Source organism: Pseudomonas sp. AP42 (genome assembly GCF_001728935.1).
In the GTDB taxonomy this organism is placed as follows: Bacteria; Pseudomonadota; Gammaproteobacteria; order Pseudomonadales; family Pseudomonadaceae; genus Aquipseudomonas; species Aquipseudomonas lactis.
On sequence record NZ_LYSO01000006.1, the window covers coordinates 1 to 18,210 of the forward strand.

Consider the following 18,210-nt stretch of genomic DNA (forward strand, 5'->3'; position numbering starts at 1 on the left):
CTTAGGAGCCAGATGGGATTTTTATTATCACCTGAGGTTGGCAGACGCTGACGGAATACAGATGCCCTCAAAAGCTTATTGGAACCGGTGGTCCCTCCCAATTCCTCGATACGCCGGTAGATCTGAGCAAGGCCTCCGCGTCGACTCCGGTTCTTGCCAAGCTTTCCAGATCCCACTCGAAGAAACTGGAAAAAACCAGGAAAACCTTGCTTGCTACCGCTGAGGTCAATCTTACCGTCGAGTAATTCACCGGGAGCTTCATCCTGATGAGTTCAGAGACAGTCCACACCAAAGTTCTTAGACGGAAATGCCATACTGACTCTTGATGAATCTTGATCTGTTGATAAGTAAGGGGAAACTTCTGCTTGCGCAGATCCAGTTCATGAGGTAACGAACTTGGGAGCAGCGATTGCAAATTCCGAATGTTCACTCTCTTCGGATCTTTCGTAACTTTGTATAGCTCATCTACGCCCGCTTCGATAAGGGCTGCATACGCGCCGTCTCTAGAGTCGACAGACTTCTCGGCCGTAACTGCAACTTTTTTAGGTGCACGGAGTTTTGCCATTAACCATGCGTTATCATTTTCTAGAATCCATTGCGTAGGTTTGTACGCTTTCTTCCAGAGGTACTCGACATCGGCGTCGGCACGTAGCGCTAAAAGCAACTCAATTTTTTGGCGATATCTAGTTTTTTGGTTAGGATGCGATTCTTCGCCTTTGGGAACTCGCGGAGAAATAGAGGCACTCAGCAGGATAGACTCATTCTTCAGAGCCTCTTCAAAGTCATCTGCACTGGAAAACAAATGAAGAGCAATGATCAAATGCCGCGCGAGCGGCATATTTAGCTGACCTTTGTCTGATTTGAGCCGGATCCATTGCTCATGCTTCCCGGTGTTATAGGCTGGATCAATCTGCGACAAAAGCTCATCGCCGTAAGCGCTTTGGATGCTGTCGAATAGTTTTGCGATACCCGCATTTTTTCCGAAAATGAATCCGCGTTTCTTGCATTGGCGGACGTAGCACGAACTTAATACCGTACTGCCTATCGGAGGAATATTGCGTTGCAAGATATCGTGTGCGAACAGGGCGACTTTCTGTTCCAGATTTGAGCCCTTGTGAGTCGCTGCGCTGTTTAAGGGGCTCCAGCCGCACGCGCATGGCTCAGTCAGATTGGGAAGTAGCTTCAATTTTCGGTAGAACGGGCGAGAGCACTCGGGGCAGGCATGGATCAATGCGTCGCCATGACGCCAACAGACGGCAACACCGGGTATCTGGTGAGATCGATGCCAGTAGGCAGAACCCCGATCAATCAAATCCTCCTGAACGCAGGTAGGACAAAGCTTAGCCTTGCCATGGGTGGACTCTTCTCTGCGGGGCACCCGTACCACCCCGTCATAACCGAGCGGTCCTACGTTGTTCTCCGGACCCTGCTTAACCCCAAGAAAAGGTCGGTAAGCAGGAAAAGTCGTGTTGCTACTGATCAGCTCTGCGAGATTGCTCTCCGATTGCCCCGGCAGCCTGTGGGCGAGCCTCTCGATCTGCTTGGGTACGATGCCACCAATGCAAAAGGGTTTCGATGCGAACAAATCGCGGTAGGTTTCTGTCGCGGTTCTATTGCCTGACAGATAGTGATAGCGGGTGACACGAGAGTGCAGCATTTCATCCGGCATCGATACGGGGAAAAATAATAGATCAGACATCATTTACCGATTAAAGGTAGGGCTCGAAGAGAACGTGCATCCGAGGGCAGTATATATGCAACCCGTAAAATTCTGTATCCGGCCTGGATTTGGAAATGACACAGCCGCTCAACTTTGAATCGTAGTGAATTCATTTAAACCCTGCCGCGACCGTACTCCTTGAATACAACACACGTATCGATAACCCGCGTAGGTCAGCCCATGGCGATTGCTCGCAGGTTAGTACATTTTACTTGCTGATCGTGATCATGCGTATTCCGGACCTATTCTGGAAGGTGCAAATTTTCATTAACAGAAAAACAATGTGTTCACGGTGAATTAATTCAGAACGTTTTTTAGATGGAGGGAATGGCGGGCTGGATTACAGCGTGGGCCGAATGCTCGCGACCCGGTAGAGCGAAGAACGTGATACAGGCTTGCCCTCCGAGAGCAATTTGCGTCTAGCCCATCGCAGACGCCTATCGTGAAAGCCTTCGATTGATTCACATACTTTGTCGAGCATTGCTGCACAGAGAGGAAGCTTGCAGAGCTGCTTTTCGAAGCGAGACAGAACATGAAGCTCCCGGCCAATTCTGGTACGCGAGATGCGGACAGGCTTACCCGCAAGAGCATAAAGCGCTTCAGCACACTGACGGACTTCTTCGGCCAGTCTCGCATCGAGGGCAGCGAACATTTCGGCGCTATTTAGACGGGGCGTACGATGGGGGCTTGGGTTTACAGTTGACTCCGAAAGCCACTGCCTATCGTGGCGATACAGCCACGCATACCCCCTGCATGCATGTGCTTTGTAAAAGCGATAATCAGCCTCGAAAGCCGCGCGTCTTGCGCATAGCTCAATGTGAAATCGTGCCTCCCTCCAAGCACCTTGCCCGCCGGCTACATTTCGGATGTGACGATAGACATACGCCAATGAAACGCCTAGAACGGCAGCGATCTTTTTGGCATCAGCTCCCTCAAGAGCATGTTTCCACACAGCGGCTGACGAACAGTCCAGGCCTTCACCAGGCATCACCGGAGAAAGGCGCGTGTGAAGTCGAATGTGAGCTTTCGGACCACACGCCACCGCCTGTTTCATTGGGCGTTGACCATGCAGCAAGCTCACCATGTCAATGCCCAGAGCACCGGCCAATAAAATGTATTTGAGCGGATGGTGGGAGGTTATTGGCGTACGAAGCAGCTTCATGACCCATGAGGCGGGTGTACCTGCACGAACTTCTCCGAGTATAGAAAATTCCCATTCTCGCGGGAGTGCAGCAAAAAAATCGGCCATGTGCTGCGCCAGCATGTGCAGGTGCAAGCGATGGTTATCAGAGGCAAGGTTAAGCTGCGTTGCCCTTTGTAAAAGCGTGTAGCGCACCGCCTCCGCCGACAAAGCACTGACTTCAGACTCGATGACCTGAAGTGATCGCAACGCTATTTCGTGAAGCGGCGGCATGCGCAGCAACGGGGTATCGAGAAGTACCGTGTGTGCTTGCACATTCTCATCACTCGGCAGATTGAGTTGTCGAGAGCTACGGCTGGACCAGCGAGGATCAAGGATCCTAAGTGACGTGCCGTGATGCGGACATACCAGCACGCCTGGAAGCATGTGGACCCTGTGCCAGTAAGCAACTCCCCGTTGGGCCTGATCTTGGGCGATACATTCTGGGCATAACCGCACTCGGGAGGCGAATCCAATACGGCTCGCGTTGACGCCCAGCTTCAACATCAAGCCCTTCCCATCGGCAGTCATCAGCGTCCGAGCGTGTTCTACCTGGCTCATACTCAAAAACGGCGCATAGTAGGGTAATAGCGTGTGACGCATGAGGACCTCGGCTATCGATAGCTCGGTACCGCTGGGTAGCGCGTCGACAAACTCCCCTAAATGACTTGGGAATGCCACATTTTGCGAAAATGCTGCCGCCGATTTCAGTCCGGCAAATGCTGCTTGGCAATTACGAACACCGCAAAGACGGGCATAACGAGAAATCACGCTGTGCAGCGTCTCGTCGGGAAACGCGGCGGGGAAGAAATGGAGTTTAAGTTGCACTTCACCCCCCCTCCGACTCACGCTTTGTGATACATCGGTGAGAACTCAAACAGGTCCTCGTTGAGCCAGCCCGCAGCGCGCAGAGCGTCGAGGGGAGCGTCATGTTCGCTAAGCGCTTTAGCCTCTGAGTTTTCCACAGCAGTAGCAATCGGCGATGGGTGATCTTTCGCAAAAATGGTCGGAGATGGGTCTACCGGCTTCTCACGGGATACAACGCTTCGAAGCAAGGTGAGGCGATCCTCTCGTGCCAATCCATCGAAAACCATCATTTCGCTCAGCTGATCCTCAATCGGCAGCAAATCGTCAAACTGTCGCATCCGCTTCGGATCACGGCTACGCAGAGCTGAAAGGGCTGGCTTTAGAATCTGCATTTTTGAGTTGCTTACCTTCACCAGGATCTCGGCAGTCAAACACTCCGAGCCACTCTGGACCGCATAACGCTGACTCAATACCAGCAGCTTGACCAGGAAATCCGTGACGCCTTGAGTGTGCTCATACAGCGTGTCAAAAATCTCGTCGGTCAGCTCAGCCGTCTGTTTGCACCACTGATAGCTCCAGAGATTTTCGACCAACAACCGCCACTCCTCATCATCCTTTTCGAATCGTTTGAATTCGAGCGTACCAGCACCACAAACTCGGCGGGCAGTCCGCATGGCTTCTGAGAACAGGCTAATCGTCGAGTTCGTGCCACTGAAAACCACCGGGATACCGATGTTGTTTACCAAGTGCAGGAAAAAATTCAGCATGCTCTCCTTACCACCGGTTTTCGCCAGGTGGAGGTTTTGCAGCTCGTCGATCAACAAGGCGCCGATGAAAAACGTGCTGGCCACCTGCTCCATCTGTTGCAGCGCATCATTGATGTTTCGATGCCGGTAGCGCTTGTGGTAGTCCTTGTCTCCTAGAGCGTCTCCAACCGCATAAAAAAACTGCTGGCAAAATCCAGCCAGCGATCCATCCCGAGGGCAGTCAAGCTTCAGCCATGTGATTTGGGTATGAACAAACTGCTTTCCCTCATAGCGCTCATGACGGATTGTCTGTGGATAAAGGCTCAAGATGGCGTGGAGTGCCGTTGACTTGCCAATGCCGCTCAGGCCGACGACCGTAAACGTTTCTGCAGTGGACTTGAACGCATCGTGGTAACGCTGAGCTCCCGATAAAGAATGCAAATGCCGGACGGTAGCGGGCGACATCGGGTTACGCCCGACATACCCTCGACGGATGAGCAGTGAGAACAGGGCCTCCAGTTCCAGATGTAGCAAGAACGGCTGTACGACGGTTCTCAGCCTGTCGATACAGTGAATTCGAGTGGCTCCTTCGAGCGTCAGCTCTTTCGGATCCACCGGCTGAGGAAAGTTCGAAATCAGTTCAACAGCCGCCGCCTCCGACAATATCGGAGGCAAAGCTTCGATAAGCGGGTTACCCGCATACTCACTAATGTCCTGTCTGACGTAATTGGCAAACGTCTGTGCACCTTTCATTTTGCCTGTCCTGGCCGAATTCTTTTGAGCAAATCGATAACCTGAGCGGTGCGCTCACCGGCATATGAATCATGCGCTTTCTGTGTCGTTTCAGATTGAAGTGAAGCTGGCTCCACCCTGACGCCTTCAGGAACAACCGCATTTTCACGCTCGCGGAGACGTTCTTCTGCGCGGTTCTCGCGGATGTTTCCAGTGGCCTCTGCCTTAGTAGGCGGAGCAGGTTCCTGTTTTCGTTCTGCGAGCGCGTGACTGATGATCTGGTGGACCTGATCGCTAAGCTGCACACGGCTTTCCAGCTCAGCTCGACGGCGAGTAGGCGGTTTTTGGCGATAGGCTTCGAGCAGATCAAAAATCTCGTCCGAGCGATAATTCGCGTAACCGGCATCCGATCGTCGAAGATCACAACGGATAAACTGCTTGGCCTCTCCTTGAATCCAAATGTGTGCCGCAGAGTTCGGATCGAACCAACACTCTATTGACCAAACGCCCCCTTTGCGAGCCTTGGCAAACCAATCTTTCTCTATGGCCATATCACACACGTAGTGCATGCCGCGAAACATCACTCCGCCCTTTTGAACGGTCGCGCGCTCACGCGGTAAAAGGTGGAGATAAACCAGCTCGTCGGGACGTTTGTTGGATTCGATCAGGTCGTTGTCGCAGGCCCAATTCCATATACCGTTAGGCGTAGGTTCTACGCCGTCATTCATCATCGCTTGAGTCAGTCGGTCAGGCTGTCGATGGTGACGGTTATAGTGGAGCACGCAATTGATGAGGATTTGGGTGAACTCTTTGAGGTTCAGCGTGGCATCGAGCCGGTAATCTCGCTCGCCGCGCTCTTTGTCCCGCGCAGCTACCCCGCCAGGTAGCCACCTGATACCCGTCAAATCATTCAAAATGCCAAACCGACTTTCTACCATAGGCTTCCAATCAGGCCGATAAGGTGGGGCAGTGCCCATCTCAATTCCCAACCCTGAGGATAACCCCTCTGCTGCGAGTGACAGCATCTCTCCCCGGTCGGCGTAAATCTGGTGGGGCAGGTGGTGACAATTCCAATCATCTGCATTGATGTCAACGCCGTTCTGAGCGCAGAACTCGACTTTGGAGGTAAACGCGTTGAACAGCGCTTGTCTCGCCCCATTCCAACTAGGGCCCTCCAATCCTACATAGAGACCAGCAATTATTCCGGAGAAACTATCCACTACGATATAAACAACGGGCCGACCAATGAGCATCCGTCTAGAGTAGCTGTTGACCAAATAAATATCGGCAATCGTTGCGTCGATTTCGAACTGATGACAGGGTCCACGCAGCCAATCTCGAACGGTACCTGAAAGCGGACGGCAATCCTTTAACCACCTCCTCAACCCTTTACGGCCACGCTCGGTTTCAATCTCGTCGAAAAAAATCTGTCCCCAATATTGGAACTGCCTCAAGCTGGGGAGTTCTGAACCAGGCAACAAACGAAGCTCTTCTTCACTGTTTTTAGAGATGTCTCGAACAGAGTAGAATCGTCTCAACATTTCGTCATATGCGCTCGAAATAGATGATTTCTTATCTCTTACATAAAGAGCATATCCAACACGGATGCATCGTTTATCAACTGCACTGAGCATCTTGGAAGGCGAAGTAAGAACGCCTTGAAATTTAGGCTTTCGCCCTGGTGGCCTGCTCGGATCATATTTTCTATCGGCAACACCTACCGCCGTATAATTATTAAGCAATGAGTTGCGAACTTGACCATAAAACCAATATCGGTAAAGAAGCCGATAGATCGTTTTCCGCTGGATTCCGAGCTCTGACGCCCGTCTGCTAACAAGCCGGCCTAACTCACCTCGTACAAATATTTGTCCCGGGTATTCAGGATCTAATAGAGGGGCGATGACGGCCCACTTTTCGTCCCGGCCTTGCTTGGCTCTCTCATCCAACTGTTCCTCAAGCACAAGCATAAACTCGGGCGTGGTGATGGCTGCTGGTTTGGTGTGACCAGACGCTATCGAGCGACGCAGCTCATCCAGACCAACCGCGTACGGCTGCCGGGGTGGGTCAGCTAGATCCATCAAAACTGCTAAGTCATGCGTTTCATCCTGGTAAAGGAGCCTGGCTATCGTAGCAATGACCGACAGATCGGTTACAGGCTCGAAAACGTCATTAACGAGAACAGTCATGATAATTTCTCCTTCAACGATACTTGGACAGGGCCCGGTGAAACTTCGAAGCCAGGAACTAGACCAGTAAGGTGGAGAGGAGTGTTAACCAAATCGATTTTCAGTATCTTGTTCCAAACCAGATGAAAGAAAATTGCTTGAGCGTCTATATAGGAAATGGACAGAAGTGATGCTATTTTTCTTAGACAGGTGGCCAAGGTCCACGAATATTCCCGGCTGTTTACAAGGCACTCGATAAAACTCGAATGCAACGGCGCTTTCATTAAATCACGAGAGAGCTTCGAGTACCTCCTGATTAGTCCAAGATTTTTAATCAAATCTCGTGTAAAAAACTCGTCTGTTACGATTTTCCAATCAACACCTTGGCTTTCCCAAAAACGCTTTTCAATTTCAAGTTTTTCAAGCGTTCTTTTACTTCCATTGCCAATTAAATCGGAACGATACTTCACCGTCCTAGCTACCGATTTGAAGTTTCCGCTCGGGTCCTTAACAGTTAACAGGAAGTCTGTTGTCATCACATAAGGCAGTGTTGTTCTAGGGTATCTTGGATAGCGTACATCGATCGCCGACGCTATCGCTTGCGCACGCTCTGTGGGTAGTAAAGGGTATTGCTCCCGTATATCCACGACGTCTTCAGAAAATTCACACACAAGGAAGTACGAACGCTCGAGATCTGACAGGAGGTGATGAATCCTCTCGATCTTCACACCTTGGATCTTGTGCGAACGACCTATCGACGGGACATCTTGTACCCGCAGCCAAGGCACGTAGCTTGCCCCGGCGCCTTCGCCAAATCCATTTGCAATATGCCGTTCAATGTCTTGCTGTGATGCAAACTTACGACCTCGCAACCCACGCCTCCTCAGTCGATGCGGACCGCTTCACCTCACGCCGAGAAAAAGTCGTAGAAGGACATGACCGCCGTAGCGGCCATATTTCAAAGCGTTTTCTAGACTACACCCGCGGAGAGTTGAAGCGATGAATCCAGACCAAAGGGAAAGCCTGGAAAGGAAAAACCCCCATAGATACGGGGGTTTGGGCCTTGTGTCAATCTATGTTCATGAGTGTCAAACTTTATTGTTTTGTGTCAATCTTTATTGTTCAAAACCAGCCCCTTTTGGGTACATCGGTAAGGCTTACTCCACCGTCACCGACTTCGCCAGGTTGCGCGGCTGGTCAACGTCAGTGCCCTTAAGTACGGCGACATAGTACGACAGCAATTGCAGCGGGATGGTGTAGAGGATCGGCGACAGGGTGTCGTGGATGTGCGGCATGTTGATGACGTGGGTGCCTTCACCGTTGGTCATGCCGGCCTTTTCATCAGCGAAGACGATCAGTTGGCCGCCACGGGCGCGTACTTCCTGCAGGTTGGATTTAAGCTTCTCCAGCAGTTCGTTGTTCGGCGCCACGGTGACCACTGGCATGTCGTCGTCCACCAGGGCCAGCGGGCCGTGCTTCAGCTCACCGGCCGGGTAGGCTTCGGCGTGGATGTACGAGATTTCCTTGAGTTTCAGTGAGCCTTCCATCGCCACCGGGTATTGCGCACCACGGCCGAGGAACAGGGTGTGGTTCTTGTCGGCGAACAGTTCGGCGACTTTTTCCACAGTGCTGTCCATGGCCAAGGCTTCGCCCAGGCGGGTCGGCAGGCGGCGCAGTTCTTCCACCAGGGTGGCTTCGACACCTTCAGCGAGGGTGCCGCGCACTTGGCCCAGGGACAGGGTCAGCAGCAACAGGCCCACCAGTTGGGTAGTGAAGGCTTTGGTGGAAGCTACGCCGATTTCGCGACCGGCCTGGGTCAGCAGAGTCAGGTCGGATTCACGCACCAGGGAGCTGATGCTGACGTTGCAGATGGCCAGGCTGCCGAGGAAGCCCAGTTCCTTGGCATTGCGCAGGGCGGCCAGGGTGTCGGCGGTCTCACCAGACTGGGAAATGGTCACGAACAGGGTGTCGGGTTGCACCACCACTTTGCGGTAGCGGAACTCGCTGGCGACTTCGACCTGGCACGGGATGCCGGCCAGTTCTTCCAACCAGTAACGCGCCACCATACCGGCGTGGTAGCTGGTGCCACAGGCGACGATCTGCACGTTGCGCACTTTGGCGAACAGTTCGGCGGCTTGCGGGCCGAACGCGTTCACCAGTACTTGGTTCTGGCTCAGGCGACCTTCCAGGGTGCGCTGTACCACGGACGGCTGCTCGTGGATTTCCTTGAGCATGAAGTGGCGGAACTCGCCTTTGTCAGCGGCTTCGGCGCCATCGCGGTATTGCACGGCTTCGCGCTCGACGGACTGACCGTTCACGTCCCAGATCTGCACGCTTTCACGGCGGATGTCGGCAATGTCGCCTTCTTCCAGGTACATGAAGCGGTCGGTCACCTGGCGCAGGGCCAGTTGATCGGAGGCGAGGAAGTTCTCACCCAGGCCCAGGCCGATCACCAGCGGGCTGCCGCTGCGGGCTGCCACAACGCGGTCAGGCTGGCTGGCGCTGATCACGGCCAAACCGTAGGCACCGTGCAGCTCTTTGACCGTGGCCTTGAGGGCGGTGGTCAGGTCGCTGTGGTCCTTGAGCTTGTGGTTGAGCAGGTGGGCGATCACTTCGGTGTCGGTGTCCGAGGTGAAGACGTAGCCCAGGCCCTTGAGTTGTTCACGCAGCACTTCGTGGTTTTCAATGATGCCGTTGTGCACCACCGCCAGGTCGCCGGAAAAGTGCGGGTGGGCGTTACGCTCGCACGGCGCACCGTGAGTAGCCCAACGGGTGTGGGCGATCCCTAAGCGCCCTACCAGCGGCTCACCGGCCAGGGCCTGGTCCAACTCGCTGACCTTGCCCGGGCGGCGCATGCGCTCCAGCTTGCCGGCGTTGGTGAAGACGGCCACACCGGCGCTGTCATAGCCGCGGTATTCGAGGCGCTTGAGGCCTTCGATCAGGATGGCAGTAACGTTACGTTCGGCGACTGCGCCAACAATTCCACACATGGTGCTTCTCCTAGATGATTGCCGCGCATATCAGCGTAATGCCGCGGGCTTGGATCTGGTCGCGGGCCTCGAGCGGCAGGCGATCATCGGTAATAAGGGTATGGACGCTGCTCCAGGGCAGTTCCAGGTTGGGAATCTTGCGGCCGATCTTGTCGGATTCGACCATCACCACCACTTCACGGGCGACCTCGGCCATCACACGGCTCAAGCCCAGCAGCTCGTTGAAGGTGGTAGTGCCGCGCTGCAGATCAATGCCATCGGCACCGATGAACAGCTGATCAAAGTCGTAGGAACGCAGCACCTGCTCGGCGACCTGGCCCTGGAACGAATCCGAATGCGGGTCCCAGGTACCACCGGTCATCAACAGCACCAGTTCATGTTCCAGTTCGCTCAAGGCGCGGGCTACGTTCAGGGAGTTGGTCATCACCACCAGGCCCGGTTGATGGCCCAGTTCGGGAATCATCGCGGCGGTGGTGCTGCCGCTGTCGATGATGATGCGCGCATGTTCACGCAAACGCTGCACGGCCGCACGGGCGATGGCGCGCTTGTAGGCCGAGATCGGCTGAGCAGCGTCGCCCACCAGCTCTTGAGGCATGGTGATTGCGCCGCCATAGCGACGCAGGAGCAGGCCGTTACTTTCGAGGGCGGCAAGGTCCTTGCGGATGGTCACTTCCGAAGTTTCGAAATGTTTGGCCAATTCGTCCACGCTGACTTCGCCCTGTTCGTTGAGCAAGGTCAGGATGTTGTGGCGTCGTTGGGGGGTGTTTCGTTTCGACATGGTAGTGATAAGTTTCGTTTCGAAAGATAACGAAGGCAATCAAAACCTATTGGCGAAAGATCGTCAAGCACTGGAAGCGAATTTTAAGTCACCACCTATCAAATGTGGGAGCGGGCTTGCTCGCGAAGGCGGTGTATCAGGCACACCTTCAGTGACTGACATTGCGCATTCGCGAGCAAGCCCGCTCCCACTTGGGTACCGAGTATTTCAAATATTGTGGATAACTCAGTTCTTTTTGATTTTGACCGGGCGTTTCCAGCCGTCGATGTTGCGTTGGCGAGCACGAGCAACAGCCAGTTGGGACTTATCCACATCCTGGTTAATAGTCGAGCCCGCGGCGGTGTTGGAACCATCGCCAATGGTCACTGGAGCAACCAGCGAGTTATTGGAGCCGATGAACACGTCTTCACCAATGGTGGTCTGGTACTTGTTGGCACCGTCGTAGTTGCAGGTGATGGTGCCGGCACCGATGTTGGTGCGGGCGCCGATGACGGCATCGCCCAGGTAAGTCAGGTGGCCGACTTTGGCGCCTTCGCTCAGTTGAGCGTTTTTCAGTTCGACAAAGTTACCCACATGGGCTTTGGCCCCCAGCTCACTACCCGGACGCAAGCGCGCAAACGGCCCGGCATCGCTGCCCTCGCCCATCACGGCACCGTCGATGTGGCTGTTGGCCTTGACCACCACGCCTTTGCGCAAGGTGCTGTCCTTGATCACGCAGTTCGGGCCGATGACTACGCCGTCTTCAATGATCACGCGGCCTTCGAGGATCACGTTGATATCGATCAGGATGTCGCGGCCCACCGTGACTTCACCACGTACATCGAAACGCGCGGGGTCTCGCAGGGTCACACCCTGGGCCATCAGGCGCAGGCCTTCGCGCAGTTGATAATGGCGCTCCAGCTCTGCCAGTTGTTTGCGGTCGTTGGCGCCCTGCACTTCCATCGGGTGATGGGGATGCTCGGTGGCGACCACCAGGCCATCGCTGACGGCCATCTCGATGACGTCGGTGAGGTAGTACTCGCCCTGGGCATTGTTGTTGGACAGACGGCTCATCCAGTCGGCGAGCTTGTTGGCAGGCACGGCGAGAATGCCGGTGTTGCCTTCAGTAATCGCGCGCTGGGCTTCGCTGGCATCTTTGTGCTCGACGATCGCGGCGACCTTGCCATCGGCGTTGCGCACAATGCGGCCGTAACCCGTAGGGTCATCCAGCTCAACGGTGAGCAGGCCCATCTGGCCAGGCACCACGTGCTTGAGCAGGCGTTGCAGGGTTTCCACCTCAATCAGCGGGACATCGCCGTAGAGGATCAACACGGTATCTGCGGTGATGAAAGGCACAGCCTGCGCGGTCGCGTGGCCGGTGCCCAGTTGCTTGTCTTGCAATACGAAATTCAGATCGTCCGCGGCCAGACGCTCGCGAACCAGGTCTGCACCGTGGCCGATCACCACATGAATACGCTGTGGGTCCAACTGCCGGGCGCTGTGGATAACATGACCCAGCATGGAGTTGCCCGCGACCGGGTGCAGCACCTTGGGCAGGGCAGAACGCATGCGGGTGCCCTGGCCTGCGGCGAGAATGACGATTTCAAGAGACATGAATGGCTACCAATCCTGGGCGGTCCGGGTTCAGACCAAAGAAGTGTTTTGCAAAAAAAGAAAAAGGGTAGCCGAGGCTACCCTTTTTAATCAATCACGCATCAAGCAAAACGGCGTGGCCGCTTACTTCTTGCGGATCTGCTGGAGAGTACGCAGCTGGGCTGCGGCCTCGGCCAGACGGACTGCAGCAGCGCTGTAGTCGAAGTCTGCGCCTTTTTCGTTCAGCGCCTTCTCGGCAGCCTTGACGGCTTCCTGAGCGGAGGCTTCATCCAGGTCGCCAGCACGTTGCACGGTGTCGGCAAGTACCTTGACCATGTTCGGCTGAACCTCGAGGAAACCACCGGAGATGTAAAACACCTCCTTTTCCCCGCCTTGCTTGGTCAGAGTGATCGGACCTGGCTTCAAGCTGGTGATCAACGGCGCGTGGCCCATGGCAATACCCAGGTCACCGAGTTCGCCGTGTGCAATCACCATTTCTACCAGACCGGAGAAAATTTCCCCTTCCGCGCTGACGATATCGCAATGGACTGTCATAGCCATCTGATTGCCTCAACCTGATGAGCGCCCGTTTCCGGGCGCCAGGATTACAGTTTCTTGGCTTTCTCGATCGCTTCTTCGATGCCGCCGACCATGTAGAACGCTTGTTCTGGCAGGTGGTCGTAGTCACCGTTGAGGATGCCTTTGAAGCCAGCAATGGTGTCTTTCAGGGAAACGTATTTACCCGAGGCACCGGTGAAGACTTCAGCCACGAAGAACGGCTGCGACAAGAAACGCTGGATCTTACGAGCACGGTTTACCAACTGCTTGTCGGCTTCCGACAGCTCGTCCATACCCAGGATCGCAATGATGTCCTTCAGTTCTTTGTAACGCTGCAGCACGTACTGAACGCCGCGAGCGGTGTCGTAGTGCTCCTGGCCGATCACGTTCGGGTCCAGCTGGCGCGAAGTCGAGTCCAGTGGATCGACCGCTGGGTAGATACCCAGGGAAGCGATGTCACGGGACAGAACGACGGTGGCGTCCAAGTGGGCGAAGGTGGTGGCTGGCGACGGGTCGGTCAAGTCATCCGCAGGTACGTATACCGCTTGGATCGAGGTGATCGAACCTTCCTTGGTCGAAGTGATACGTTCTTGCAGAACGCCCATCTCTTCAGCCAGGGTCGGCTGGTAACCTACTGCCGAAGGCATACGGCCCAGCAGTGCGGATACTTCAGTACCGGCCAGGGTGTAACGGTAGATGTTGTCGACGAACAGCAGAACGTCGTTACCTTCGTCACGGAACTTCTCGGCCATGGTCAGGCCAGTCAGGGCTACGCGCAGACGGTTTCCCGGCGGCTCGTTCATCTGACCGTAAACCAATGCCACTTTGTCCAGAACGTTGGAGTCCTTCATCTCGTGGTAGAAGTCGTTACCCTCACGAGTACGCTCACCCACACCTGCGAACACGGAATAACCGCTGTGCTCGATGGCGATGTTACGGATCAGTTCCATCATGTTTACGGTCTTGCCTACACCGGCACCACCGAACAGACCGACTTTACCGCCTTTGGCGAACGGGCAAACCAGGTCGATAACCTTGATGCCGGTTTCCAGCAGGTCGTTGCCGCCCGCTTGTTCTGCGAACGAAGGTGCTGCGCGGTGAATGCCCCAGCGCTCTTCGGTGGCGATCGGGCCAGCTTCGTCGATCGGGTTGCCCAGTACGTCCATGATCCGGCCCAGGGTCGCTTTACCGACCGGTACGGAGATGGCAGCGCCAGTGTCGACAACGTCCAGACCGCGCTTCAAGCCTTCGGTGGAACCCATCGCAATGGTACGAACTACGCCGTCGCCCAGCTGCTGCTGAACTTCCAGGGTAGTTTCCGCGCCTTGTACTTTCAGCGCGTTGTAGATGCTCGGTACGCTGTCGCGTGGAAATTCCACGTCGATAACGGCGCCGATGATTTGAACGATACGTCCGCTACTCATAGCTGGATCCTCTGAATATTTGAACCGTTAAACCGCGGCAGCGCCGCCGACGATTTCCGAGATCTCTTGGGTGATCGCAGCCTGACGCGCCTTGTTGTAGATCAGCTGCAAATCGCTGATCAGATCACCGGCGTTATCGGTAGCGTTTTTCATCGCGATCATCCGCGCCGCTTGTTCAGCTGCGTTGTTCTCGACCACCGCCTGGTACACCTGCGACTCCACGTAGCGCACCATCAAGCCGTCAAGCAGCTCTTTGGCGTCTGGTTCGTAGAGGTAGTCCCAGTGGTGCTTGAGTTCCTGATCCGGGGTCGCCACCAGTGGAATCAATTGCTCCACGGTTGGCTGCTGGGTCATGGTGTTGATGAACTTGTTGGATACCACGGACAGGCGGTCAATCCGGCCTTCCAGGTACGCATCCAGCATCACCTTCACACTGCCGATCAAATCATTGATCGACGGCTCTTCACCCAGGTGGCTGATAGCTGCAACGACGTTACCGCCGAAGTTGCGGAAAAAGGCCGCACCCTTGCTACCAACAACACACAGATCAATCTCGACGCCGTTTTCGCGGTTTACCGCCATGTCCTTGACCAGGGCCTTGAACAGGTTGGTATTCAGACCACCGCACAAACCACGGTCACTGCTCACTACCACATAACCCACACGCTTTACTGCGCGGTCGATCATGAACGGGTGGCGGTATTCCGGGTTGGCGTTGGCCAGATGCCCAATTACCTGGCGGATACGCTCCGCATAAGGACGGCTAGCAGCCATGCGCATTTGTGCCTTGCGCATTTTGCTGACCGCCACTTTTTCCATGGCGCTGGTAATTTTTTGCGTGCTTTTGATGCTCGCAATCTTACTGCGAATCTCTTTTGCGCCTGCCATGTAACACCTATCAGGTTAGCAAGCGGGAGCCTTGCGGCTCCCGCTGCGGCTTACCAGGTTTGGGTGGCCTTGAACTTCTCGATACCGGCTTTCATGCCAGCGTCGATATCGTCATTGAAGTCACCCTTCACGTTGATCTTCGCCATCAATTCGGCGTGATCGCGGTTGAAGTAAGCAATCAGCGCTTGTTCAAAGCTGCCGACCTTGGCGATTTCAACGTCGGTCAGGAACCCACGCTCAGCGGCATACAGCGACAACGCCATGTCAGCGATCGACATTGGGGCGTATTGCTTCTGCTTCATCAGCTCGGTAACGCGCTGACCATGCTCAAGTTGCTTACGGGTCGCTTCGTCCAGGTCAGAAGCGAACTGGGCGAATGCCGCCAGTTCACGGTACTGAGCCAGAGCGGTACGGATACCACCGGAGAGCTTCTTGATGATCTTGGTCTGAGCGGCACCACCCACACGGGATACCGAAACACCGGCGTTCACTGCAGGGCGGATGCCCGAGTTGAACATGGCCGATTCCAAGAAGATCTGACCGTCGGTGATGGAAATCACGTTGGTCGGAACGAACGCGGAAACGTCGCCAGCCTGGGTTTCGATGATCGGCAGTGCGGTCAGGGAACCGGTTTTGCCGGTCACTGCGCCGTTGGTGAACTTCTCTACGTACTCTTCCGAAACGCGGGATGCGCGCTCCAGCAGACGGGAGTGGAGATAGAACACGTCGCCTGGGTAAGCTTCACGGCCTGGTGGACGGCGCAGCAGCAGGGAAATCTGGCGGTAAGCCACTGCTTGCTTGGACAGATCGTCATAAACGATCAGCGCGTCTTCACCGCGGTCGCGGAAGAATTCACCCATGGTGCAACCGGAGTACGGTGCCAGGAATTGCAGCGCAGGAGATTCCGAAGCACTGGCAGCCACGATGATCGTGTTGGCCAGGGCGCCGTTTTCTTCCAGCTTGCGAACCACGTTGGCGATGGTCGATTGCTTCTGACCGATGGCTACGTAGACGCAGAAAATGCCGCTGTCTTTCTGGTTGATGATCGCGTCGATCGCCAGAGCGGTCTTACCGATCTGACGGTCACCGATGATCAGCTCACGCTGGCCACGGCCGACTGGGATCATGGCATCGACAGCCTTGTAGCCAGTCTGTACAGGCTGGTCTACCGACTTACGCCAGATCACGCCTGGAGCAACTTTCTCGACCGCGTCGGTCTCGGTGTTGCCCAGTGGACCTTTACCGTCAACAGGGTTACCCAGTGCGTCGACAACGCGACCCAGCAGTTCCTTACCAACCGGAACTTCCAGGATGCGGCCTGTGCACTTGGCGCTCATGCCTTCAGCCAGACTGGTGTACGCGCCCAATACAACGGCACCTACGGAGTCTTGCTCCAGGTTGAGGGCCATACCGTAGACGCCGCCCGGAAACTCGATCATCTCGCCGTACATAACGTCGGCCAGACCGTGAATCCGCACGATGCCGTCAGATACGCTGACGACAGTGCCTTCGTTACGGGCTTGGGAGGTCACATCGAGCTTGTCGATGCGGCCCTTGATAATTTCACTTATTTCGGAAGGATTGAGTTGCTGCATTGCTCTGCTGCCCCTTCAAACTCAAGATTTCAATGCTTCGGCAAGTTTCGCGATTTTGCCGCGAATCGAGCCATCGATAACCAGGTCGCCGGCACGGATAACAACACCACCAATAAGCGATGCGTCCTCCGAAGCTTGCAGGCGCACTTCCCGATTGAGTCGTGCACTGAGAACCTTGGCGAGTTTGTCTTGCTGTTCTTGGTTCAATGCGAAAGCACTGGTCACTTCAACGTCTACCGATTTCTCTGCTTCGGCCTTGTACAGGTCGAACAGAGCGGCGATCTCCGGCAATAGCGGGAGACGGTCGTTTTCGGCAATGACGTGGATGAAGTTCTGCACCTTCACATCAAACTTGTCGCCGCACACTTCAATAAAAGTGGCGGCCTTGTCTGCGCTCGTCAGGCGCGGGGCCTTGAGCACGCGCTGCATGGTGTCGTCTTGCGACACTGCTGCAGCCAGGCCGAGCATGGCTGACCAAGAGGCCAGTTGCTGGTGGGCCTGGGCGTGCTCGAAGGCTGCCTTAGCGTAAGGTCGGGCCAACGTGGTCAGTTCTGCCATGATCGCCCTCGCTTAAATTTCAGCAGCCAGTTTGTTAACCAGCTCCGCGTGCGCGTTTTGATCGATTGTGGCACCGAGGATCTTCTCAGCACCGCCAACGGCCAGAGCACCCAGTTGGGCACGCAGCGCGTCTTTGACACCGTTCAGTTCCTGTTCGATCTCGGCATGAGCCGAAGCCTTCACACGGTCAGCTTCGACGCGGGCTTTTTCAACAGCCTCTTCGACGATCTGGTTACCGCGTTTCTTGGCTTGCTCAATGATCTCGGCTGCCTGTGCTTTAGCTTCGCGCAGTTGCTGACCCACTTTCTCGTGGGCCAACTCCAGGTCGCGAGCTGCACGGCTGGCAGCGTCCAAACCATCCGCGATCTTCTTCTGACGTTCGTGCAAAGCCGCGATGACCGGAGGCCACACGAACTTCATGCAAAACACTACAAAAATGAAGAACGCAACGGATTGGCCAATCAGGGTTGCATTAATGTTCACGCCAACACCTCGCT

At 55.2% G+C, this 18,210-nt stretch carries 14 protein-coding genes; all 14 read right to left on the bottom strand.

Annotated elements, in window-relative coordinates; translation table 11 throughout:
* Positions 1–67 precede the first annotated feature (67 nt).
* Entirely contained in the window at positions 68–1,699 is a 1,632-nt protein-coding gene (locus tag A7K61_RS30835) for a TniQ family protein (protein ID WP_158080547.1), read from the bottom strand.
* 361 nt (positions 1,700–2,060) lie between these two features.
* Positions 2,061–3,728 carry a TnsD family Tn7-like transposition protein gene (locus A7K61_RS03630; RefSeq protein ID WP_069556941.1) on the bottom strand — a complete coding sequence of 556 codons (1,668 nt, stop codon included), beginning with the start codon at positions 3,726–3,728 and terminating at the stop codon, positions 2,061–2,063.
* Positions 3,729–3,745: 17 nt separating this feature from the next.
* Complete coding sequence (locus A7K61_RS03635; protein ID WP_019816907.1) at positions 3,746–5,206, bottom strand: ATP-binding protein; 1,461 nt, start codon at positions 5,204–5,206, stop codon at positions 3,746–3,748.
* The gene (locus tag A7K61_RS03640; RefSeq protein WP_045061251.1) at positions 5,203–7,371 is read right to left on the bottom strand and encodes a Mu transposase C-terminal domain-containing protein; all 2,169 of its coding nucleotides are present in this window, start codon (positions 7,369–7,371) and stop codon (positions 5,203–5,205) included. The genes A7K61_RS03635 and A7K61_RS03640 overlap by 4 nt, the downstream gene beginning before the upstream one ends.
* Positions 7,368–8,222, bottom strand: coding sequence for a TnsA endonuclease N-terminal domain-containing protein (locus A7K61_RS03645; protein WP_045061250.1), 855 nt, complete (start codon positions 8,220–8,222; stop codon positions 7,368–7,370). Before A7K61_RS03645 ends, A7K61_RS03640 begins: the two co-directional genes overlap by 4 nt.
* A 285-nt stretch (positions 8,223–8,507) precedes the next feature.
* A complete protein-coding gene (glmS, locus tag A7K61_RS03650) occupies positions 8,508–10,340 on the bottom strand; it encodes a glutamine--fructose-6-phosphate transaminase (isomerizing) (RefSeq protein WP_032894388.1) in 1,833 nt (610 codons plus the stop codon).
* A 10-nt stretch (positions 10,341–10,350) separates the two neighbouring features.
* Positions 10,351–11,118: a DeoR/GlpR family DNA-binding transcription regulator gene (locus A7K61_RS03655; protein WP_069556942.1), complete on the bottom strand. Its 768-nt coding sequence runs from the start codon at positions 11,116–11,118 to the stop codon at positions 10,351–10,353.
* 225 nt (positions 11,119–11,343) lie between these two features.
* Positions 11,344–12,711, bottom strand: a complete 1,368-nt coding sequence (glmU, locus tag A7K61_RS03660; protein ID WP_069556943.1) for a bifunctional UDP-N-acetylglucosamine diphosphorylase/glucosamine-1-phosphate N-acetyltransferase GlmU — start codon at positions 12,709–12,711, stop codon at positions 11,344–11,346.
* A gap of 123 nt (positions 12,712–12,834) precedes the next feature.
* Positions 12,835–13,251: a F0F1 ATP synthase subunit epsilon gene (locus tag A7K61_RS03665; protein WP_003177061.1), complete on the bottom strand. Its 417-nt coding sequence runs from the start codon at positions 13,249–13,251 to the stop codon at positions 12,835–12,837.
* Positions 13,252–13,295: 44 nt separating this feature from the next.
* Entirely contained in the window at positions 13,296–14,672 is a 1,377-nt protein-coding gene (atpD, locus tag A7K61_RS03670; protein ID WP_003195827.1) for a F0F1 ATP synthase subunit beta, read from the bottom strand.
* Between the two features lie 27 nt (positions 14,673–14,699).
* Positions 14,700–15,560, bottom strand: coding sequence for a F0F1 ATP synthase subunit gamma (gene atpG, locus A7K61_RS03675; protein ID WP_003233565.1), 861 nt, complete (start codon positions 15,558–15,560; stop codon positions 14,700–14,702).
* Between the two features lie 50 nt (positions 15,561–15,610).
* Positions 15,611–17,155 (bottom strand): F0F1 ATP synthase subunit alpha, encoded by a 1,545-nt coding sequence (gene atpA / locus A7K61_RS03680; RefSeq protein ID WP_003195831.1) that lies wholly within the window; start codon positions 17,153–17,155, stop codon positions 15,611–15,613.
* A gap of 21 nt (positions 17,156–17,176) precedes the next feature.
* Positions 17,177–17,713 carry a F0F1 ATP synthase subunit delta gene (locus A7K61_RS03685; protein ID WP_003195833.1) on the bottom strand — a complete coding sequence of 179 codons (537 nt, stop codon included), beginning with the start codon at positions 17,711–17,713 and terminating at the stop codon, positions 17,177–17,179.
* A 12-nt stretch (positions 17,714–17,725) separates the two neighbouring features.
* Entirely contained in the window at positions 17,726–18,196 is a 471-nt protein-coding gene (locus A7K61_RS03690; protein ID WP_003195835.1) for a F0F1 ATP synthase subunit B, read from the bottom strand.
* Positions 18,197–18,210 lie beyond the last annotated feature (14 nt).